The following is a 7,665-nucleotide window of genomic DNA, read 5'->3' as shown; positions in this document are numbered from 1 at the left end:
ATGTTGTTAATCGTTTCAACACCAGTGTTCTTAGCTGATTCAACATCAGCGTCTTTAGTGGCACCATCAATTGCAGCCTTAGCTGTTTTAACTTCATCAGAAACTTGCTTCTTCAAAGCATCCTTTTCTTCAGCAGTTAAGTTTGAAGCATCGATTGCAGCGTCCTTAGTCTTAGCAGCTTGATCAATGGCATCCTTAGCAGCTGATTTAGTTGCTGAAGTAGTAGGCATGTTGTTAATCGTTTCAACACCAGTGTTCTTAGCTGATTCAACATCAGCGTCTTTAGTGGCACCATCAATTGCAGCCTTAGCTGTTTTAACTTCATCAGAAACTTGCTTCTTCAAAGCATCCTTTTCTTCAGCAGTTAAGTTTGAAGCATCGATTGCAGCGTCCTTAGTCTTAGCAGCTTGATCAATGGCATCCTTAGCAGCTGATTTAGTTGCTGAAGTAGTAGGCATGTTGTTAATCGTTTCAACACCAGTGTTCTTAGCTGATTCAACATCAGCGTCTTTAGTGGCACCATCAATTGCAGCCTTAGCTGTTTTAACTTCATCAGAAACTTGCTTCTTCAAAGCATCCTTTTCTTCAGCAGTTAAGTTTGAAGCATCGATTGCAGCGTTCTTCTTCTGAGCAGCTTGATCGATGGCATTATTGGCAAGCCCATCTAAACTTTTCTCATTATCAGTTAAAGCTTGCAAAGCATTATTTATCTCTTTTTGCGTTGACTGATGATTCTCATATACATTTTTGGCTTTTGTTAAAAGTTCTTGATACTCAGCTTTCTTATCCGCACTTGCATATTTAAAGGCATCGGATTGACCCACCTCTTGCATCTTATCCCATAATGCTTTAGCATCTGTAACTTGATACTGAATCGTTAAACGTTCCGGAACTACATAATCAGTTTCCCACGAATTTTCTCCACCAGGATAATTTTCAGTAACAGTTGCTTGCCTATCCCCAGCAACAGACGTGTCAAACGGTGTTGTCATTACCACCGTAGCTGGCAACTCCTTATTATTACTAATATAGTTTGTCGCCGTATTGTCAACTGGATCGCCTTTTCTAAAGACATATCCTGCGTGAGCAGCCTCGGTTAATTTAGGCTTTTTAGCTACTTCAATGGTAATGAACTTAACCCCATTGTTAATGTCAGTATCATTTTCATAAGTTACATTTGTTACATAAGCTCTATAATCGCTATTAATATTACTGTTTATTAATCGAATATCTTGACCAAGAACAATTTGTGAATAAGTTTTATCACTTTTTGGACTAAGAATATAGAAGGTTGATGGCCAAGGGGTACTATAACCCCCAGCTTTAAGTACTAATGGGTCCGAATCCGAGACGGCTCGCATTTCATATGTTAAAGGGTCATCAAAAGAAAAAGTATGATTTTGATACCCTTTAATAGTTACTTTTACTGTAACTTTTACTTTGTCATTAGGAACACTTGCTGGGGTATTTACACCAGTATAAATTTCAGCTTTATTTCCTTTGGCCGCTGGCATATGCGTATCTTCCGTAATCGACACCAACTTCATTGCTAAGCTTCTCTTAGTGCGAGTGTGAACTGCCGTTGAGGTGCTGGTCGTTGTCGGGTGACTGAAGTCCGGTGTCGTAGTTGTTGTTTCGTGCTCTACATCCTTAAGTGCTGACTTAGTGGCTGACGTTGCTGAGGTGTTGGCACTGCTGGTCGCTTGATCATCCGTTGTGCTAGTAACCGCACTGGCTGGGCTAGTTATAGCGTTGGCATCACTGGCACTGCTGGTCGCTTGATCATCCGTTGTGCTAGTAACCGCACTGGCTGGGCTAGTTATAGCGTTGGCATCACTGGCACTGGCCGATTGGTTGACCTCCGCGTGGACCTTCGGAGTCTCCAACATTAAGCCCCCAAAAATCGTGACCCCAATTAAGACTGACGTAAGGTGGCCGGAAACTTTCCGGAGGCTAAACCGTTGCTGTTCCCGATTACCACTCGCTTTTCTGCGCATCATTACTTTGTTTCCTCCTCAATTTATCCGTGATTTTAAGCTGACAACCCCGCCTCACACGTGATTGTTCAACGCGTGGGCCCGCCGCAGCGGTCGCATCACCAAGCTGCTCCCCGCGTAAGCTGGTGTTCGTCACTTGATGTTACTAAAATCCTACTTAGTAATCAATCGATTGTCAACTATCAAAACATAACAAAAAGGCAGATTGTAAAATTTAAGTTGAACATTTAAGTGGACAGAAAAACCCATCAAGGTCTTTAATGGTGTTACCTCAACATTCCATTAGAAAGAAGGACCTTAATGGGCACCACTATTTTATCATTCCAGAACCGCGTTGTCATTGAAACGCTTCATAATGAAGGACGTTCCTTGCGATATATCGCTAAACGTCAATTGCTAGTTTGTAACATTCCAAATTTTGCTAGATTATTCGTCATGACAAGTGCCTCGATCTGTGCTTGCAATCCCACCAAACTACGAGCATAAGTCTGTTCGCTTCCCAAGAGTTTCAATTTAGCAAATGCAGTCTCAATAAGGCGACGCGTCCGCTTACGGGCTGACCGATTATGCTGTTTTGCACCTTTCATATTTGAACGATACGGCGTCCAGATGTCGTGACCCTGTTGCTTAACCTTACTTCGTAAGTCTTTACCGACGTAGCCGACGTCAGCTAGAATTTGTGGACAAGGGCAGTTTTGAAGCAATTCTGGAGCAGCCTTAACGTCATGGATTGACGCTGGTGTCACTTCATAATCGAGAATCAGGCCGCTAGGTTCTACGATCATGTGAACTTTCAAACCATAGAAGTACAGCTGTTTCGTAGCGTTATAGCCAATGTTAGCAATCCCAGCAAACAAGCGAGCTCGAGCATTACGAACCCCTTGACAAAGCGGGAGCGGATAACTATCGATAATGGCTGTTTGGGAAGGCGTAGTCCATGTTAGCAATCCTCGGCGAATTGCTTGAAAAACTGGTGTGACCTGGTTAATCCGACGGATTAGGCGGGAATACTCCAACAAGGGTAACGAAGGGATCGTAGCTTGCACTAAATCGTAAAAGGCCGTCCAAGTTGAAACATGATATTGCGTTTTGAGGAGCATTAGGGCCATTATCTCAGCGTCAGATAGTTTGACGTGTTCAATATTGCGCCATTCCATAAATTTTCGTGGGACAAAATCTTGCATCAACTGTTGTAATTCAGAACAAGTGTGGGCAAAAACCGCTTGAAAATCATGGCGATCATAACTAGACTTAAAGTAACTTAACAAGGCAAAGACTCCTTTTTTAGTCTACTTTGAGTCTAACCTTGTTAGACTTTTTTTGTTAAATGTTACGAACTAGCAAATCGCGTAATTTAACTACAAGGAGAAATGACATATGAGAATTTCCAAAGCAAATCAAAAACTTCAGCAGCAATTGGCAGCGCAACGCCAAGTCCAACATTTTGGCTTGCGTAAGCTTTCAGTGGGGGTCGTGTCAGTGTTACTGTCGACTTCTCTGTACTTCGGGGCTACCAGCGTGGCCCACGCCGCAAGCGGGGGGCCCAATCAAGCATCGACCGCTAGTGAAGCTCCAGTTGATGATAATGTAGAGCAAAAGATCCCTAGCAGTGCTGTCGGTCCTAAGGATGCCACACCCGGGGGAGCTCCAGTTAATCCAGTTGATGATAATGTAGAGCAAAATATCCCTAGCAGTGCTGTCGGTCTTAAGGATGCCACACCCGGGGGAGCTCCAGTTAATCCAGTTGATGATAAGGTAGATCAAAATATCCCTAGCAGTGCTGTCGGTCTTAAGGATGCCACACCGGTTCCGCCGGTTAGTGGACAAGATCGTGCTTCAATCGGTTCGATTTCAAAGGAAACGGTGGATCTAAGTGGTACACCAGTTTATGATGACTTTAATACTTGGGCCGGCTATAGTACAAATGAATTTGGCCCGAATAAGACAATTTCGGTTGTCGTAACCCAGGACGCTAATAATCCTAACTTAAAGCACTATGAAATCACCTTTTTGCCAACGAGTCGTTTTTATAACGGTGATGGTAATCGAGATTACAAAATGTCCAATGCCCGGATGGGATTCGCGTTATCTAAGGATTTAACCATTGTCGGAAATATTAATTTTAAGACGTATTACTACTTAAATAATGCGGACAACTTTAAGGATGGTAAGACGAGTGATGCTAAAGTTCTAGATAAAGAGTTCCTAATCGATCATGGCAAACTTTATGATGCGCAAGGGCACTCGCTCAGTAAAGTCTTTTATTCGGACTATGGTGCGTGGTCAAATGCTTGGAGTCAAGCTAGAAGGGATGCTAATTATAGCCATGATCAATCCCTCTTAATTAGTAATATGAAGTATGCGGATAATGCAACCCAAGTTCATAATCACTTTTTCAATGATGTTCCCGGTTGGGATGGGACTTCACCTCGGGTTTCATATTGGGGACAGCGTGAGGTGCAACGGCAAGGTAACGGGATGGGGATGTTTGCTGAGTCGATCACGATGAATGCTGATAGCAATCCTTCCACCAATGGTCAATATAATCAGGCTGACTTTACCCAAGCATATATGTGGAAGTCTTGGGGGGCATGGAATAATACGCAGGCCGGGACTTATACGGTTTCGTTCGATGCGATTTCCAATCCTGATATTAAGGCTAAACAGACTTTTTCGGGGGTAATTACGGCCTTTGGGACGTTTCAAGGAGGTTCATCTTATTACTACGGTCACCTTACCGGTGAGGAAATATCTAAGGTTCGAGAATATAAGAATATTACCGTCCAGGTGGAGGATAAATTTGATACCAAGGGCTTAGAAAATGTTACGATGCCCGAGCGGGAAATTACTATTGGGTATCAAAAGATTACTAATGAGGTTGAAGGAGTAAATGGGGTTATCTATACCGTAGAGAATCCCTACGATCAGTATAAAAATATTAGTGACACGTATTCTAGCGCGGTAGTGAATACTGGTGATACCTTTACCCACCAATATTCCGTAAATGTCATTGTTCCAAAGGTTGGAACGCAAGTCGTATACCTTGATGCTAACCAAACTGCGCCCGCTAAAACGGCCGATGGCAAGAATTTAATGGCGGATGAATATACTCCGGAAGATATTGCGAAAGATACTGGTGTAACGGCGCCAAAAATTAAAGGGTATACCTTAACTCAAACCCGTTTATTTGATGCGAAAACGGGAACGTTAACGGTTACCAATAATTATGTGCGGACGGTTCCATTGGAGGAATTAAGCAAGGAAGTTACGGATTATACAACTAAGGTTAAGGATTTTTTGAGCTATGTTACTAGTGATGACTTCGTTAACGCTTGGAAGTATAACCCAACAGACCAAACGGTAACCCCACCACAAGATAGTCCAACCGCATATGAAGAAGCATACAAAACAAGGCTAGCAGCCTTAAATGATGCCGCCAAGACTTTGAAAAATGATATTAGTGCCTTGGACCCAGCTAATTATGAGGAATATGGTTATCAATACAACAGTCTGCTAGATACGTATACGAGGGCGGTAGCACCATTTGATTCAAGTACGGGTACCTTAGTAAAGGATTTAAGTACCCTTTATACTGACTTAAGTAAACGAGATCCACAGACTAATAAATTGGTTTTAGATTGGTCCAATCTTCCAATTGATGGGCAAGCCAATGTTAATATTTACCGGAGTAACTTATCTGATTCACTTTCTAGTTGGATGCGGACGATTGGTAGTAAGAGCACCCCAGGAACGATTATTAAGGGGATTTATGATTTAGTCGATGGGGCCGAAAATATCAAGACTACTCCGCGGTACACTGAAGCTAGTCAACCTAGACAAGCGGCCTTTGATCAGGCCTTGAAAAACTTAAAGCCGCAGCTGACAAACGTGACGAACTTTAAGGACTTGGGGGATTACTATAACCTAATGTATTCCCAAAATAAGTTAAAAGAAGCAATTTATCGGCTTGATCATGTCACACCAACTGAAGATACTACAGTAACGTACACGTTCTACGATGAGACTGACAAGAAGCCAGTTGAGGGTCATGATGTTACTGTCACTGGTCAGCCTGGTACTGATCAAAAGGTAAATCTTACTACCCCAGAAGGCTACAAGCTTGCTGAAGGTCAAACCTTACCAACTAGTGTCATGATGCCAAACGCAAACGAGACAATTACTATTAATCTTGTTCACGCTACTAAGGATATCAAGCCAACACCAACTGAAGATACTACAGTAACGTACACGTTCTACGATGAGACTGACAAGAAGCCAGTTGAGGGTCATGATGTTACTGTCACTGGTCAGCCTGGTACTGATCAAAAGGTAAATCTTACTACCCCAGAAGGCTACAAGCTTGCTGAAGGTCAAACCTTACCAACTAGTGTCATGATGCCAAACGCAAACGAGACAATTACTATTAATCTTGTTCACGCTACTAAGGATATCAAGCCAACACCAACTGAAGATACTACAGTAACGTACACGTTCTACGATGAGACTGACAAGAAGCCAGTTGAGGGTCATGATGTTACTGTCACTGGTCAGCCTGGTACTGATCAAAAGGTAAATCTTACTACCCCAGAAGGCTACAAGCTTGCTGAAGGTCAAACCTTACCAACTAGTGTCATGATGCCAAACGCAAACGAGACAATTACTATTAATCTTGTTCACGCTACTAAGGATATCAAGCCAAATGATCCAGGTGTAAATCCAAGCGATCCTGTATATGCTGATATGTTCAAGACCGTAACTCGGACAATCAAGGTTAACAACCCAGATAGAATGGTTGATACTACAACACAGCAGGTTAACTTCAACCGGACTAAGACCATAGATGAAGTTACTGATGAGGTTATTTCCTATGGTAACTGGACATTAGCAACTGATTCGGCTAAGGATTGGGGTCAATTTAATGTTCCACAACTCGACGGCTTTATCTCATATGTTGATGGTAATGCTGCTAAGGAAGTTGCTGAAGAAAACGTAACTGCTGATACAGCTGACGTAACTGTAGAAGTAACTTACAAGAACTCCGGCAACAATGGTAACAATACCACCCCTGGCGATGACGGCAACCATAACACTAACCCTGGTGATAATGGTAACCACAATACTAACCCAGGTAATAACGGTAATAACAATGGTATCAATAATGGTACCCAAAACGGTAATAGTGACGAGACCGTAAACACTAATGTTACTAACAACGGTAATGGTGACAACAGTCAAAACAACAAGCAAGCATTACCACAAACAGGTAATACTAAGAATGATGCGGCTGTAGCTGGATTAGGTTTAGCTGGCTTACTGGCAATGCTTGGTTTAGGCGGATTGAAGAAGAAACGCAACTAGATAACATAATTTTCTTTCCCAATATTTAAGTGCTGTATTCGATTCGTCTAAACTATGAAAAGGACTACTTAGTATTTATTGTAAGCAGTCCTTTTTTTGTTGGTAAATTAGACTCTTTGTTAATCGGTAAGGATGAAGAGAATTTAGAGAACTAGACTAAGCTACTTTAGCTATTGGTCTAGTTCTCTTTTTTGATAATTCCCGAATCATGAGTAAGCGTCAAATAAAATAGTGTACTTAAAAACCGTCCCAGTTACTGTTATACTGAGACGGTTATTTAAGTTCTTTTATTTACAATTCTTCTGGATCT

The 7,665-nt window shown here is 42.1% G+C and carries 3 protein-coding genes and 2 pseudogenes; 2 read left to right on the top strand and 3 right to left on the bottom strand.

The annotated features are described in order from the left end of the window. Together CP366_RS09960 and CP366_RS11165 are read right to left on the bottom strand one after the other, a co-directional pair. Positions 1-1,889 (bottom strand): DUF1542 domain-containing protein (locus CP366_RS09960; protein ID WP_233197986.1); only part of this gene is annotated, 1,889 nt, incomplete at its 3' end. Between the two features lie 15 nt (positions 1,890-1,904). Next, positions 1,905-1,997, bottom strand: a pseudogene (locus CP366_RS11165) (YSIRK-type signal peptide-containing protein); the annotation flags it as partial. 300 nt (positions 1,998-2,297) lie between these two features. On the opposite strand from CP366_RS11165, the pseudogene CP366_RS09955 reads away from it, so the two are divergent. After that, positions 2,298-2,381 (top strand): annotated as a pseudogene (locus CP366_RS09955) (helix-turn-helix domain-containing protein); the annotation flags it as partial. A 5-nt stretch (positions 2,382-2,386) separates the two neighbouring features. On the opposite strand, the gene CP366_RS09950 reads toward CP366_RS09955, so the two are convergent. Then, a complete protein-coding gene (locus CP366_RS09950) occupies positions 2,387-3,265 on the bottom strand; it encodes an IS982 family transposase (protein WP_089145668.1) in 879 nt (292 codons plus the stop codon). Between the two features lie 109 nt (positions 3,266-3,374). Between CP366_RS09950 and CP366_RS09945 the strand changes: the two genes are divergently transcribed. Next, positions 3,375-7,355 (top strand): YSIRK-type signal peptide-containing protein, encoded by a 3,981-nt coding sequence (locus CP366_RS09945; RefSeq protein WP_098043584.1) that lies wholly within the window; start codon positions 3,375-3,377, stop codon positions 7,353-7,355. The last annotated feature ends 310 nt before the right edge of the window (positions 7,356-7,665 follow it).

It is taken from the genome of Lactobacillus sp. UMNPBX15, assembly GCF_002553785.1.
Lineage (GTDB): Bacteria > Bacillota > Bacilli > Lactobacillales > Lactobacillaceae > Lactobacillus > Lactobacillus crispatus.
This window is presented reverse-complemented; position numbering and strand designations above follow the sequence as displayed.

Excerpts from the sequence above, each read along its gene's own strand:
- CP366_RS09945 (WP_098043584.1), top strand. The coding sequence starts at position 3,375 with ATGAGAATTTCCAAAGCAAATCAAAAACTTCAGCAGCAATTGGCAGCG.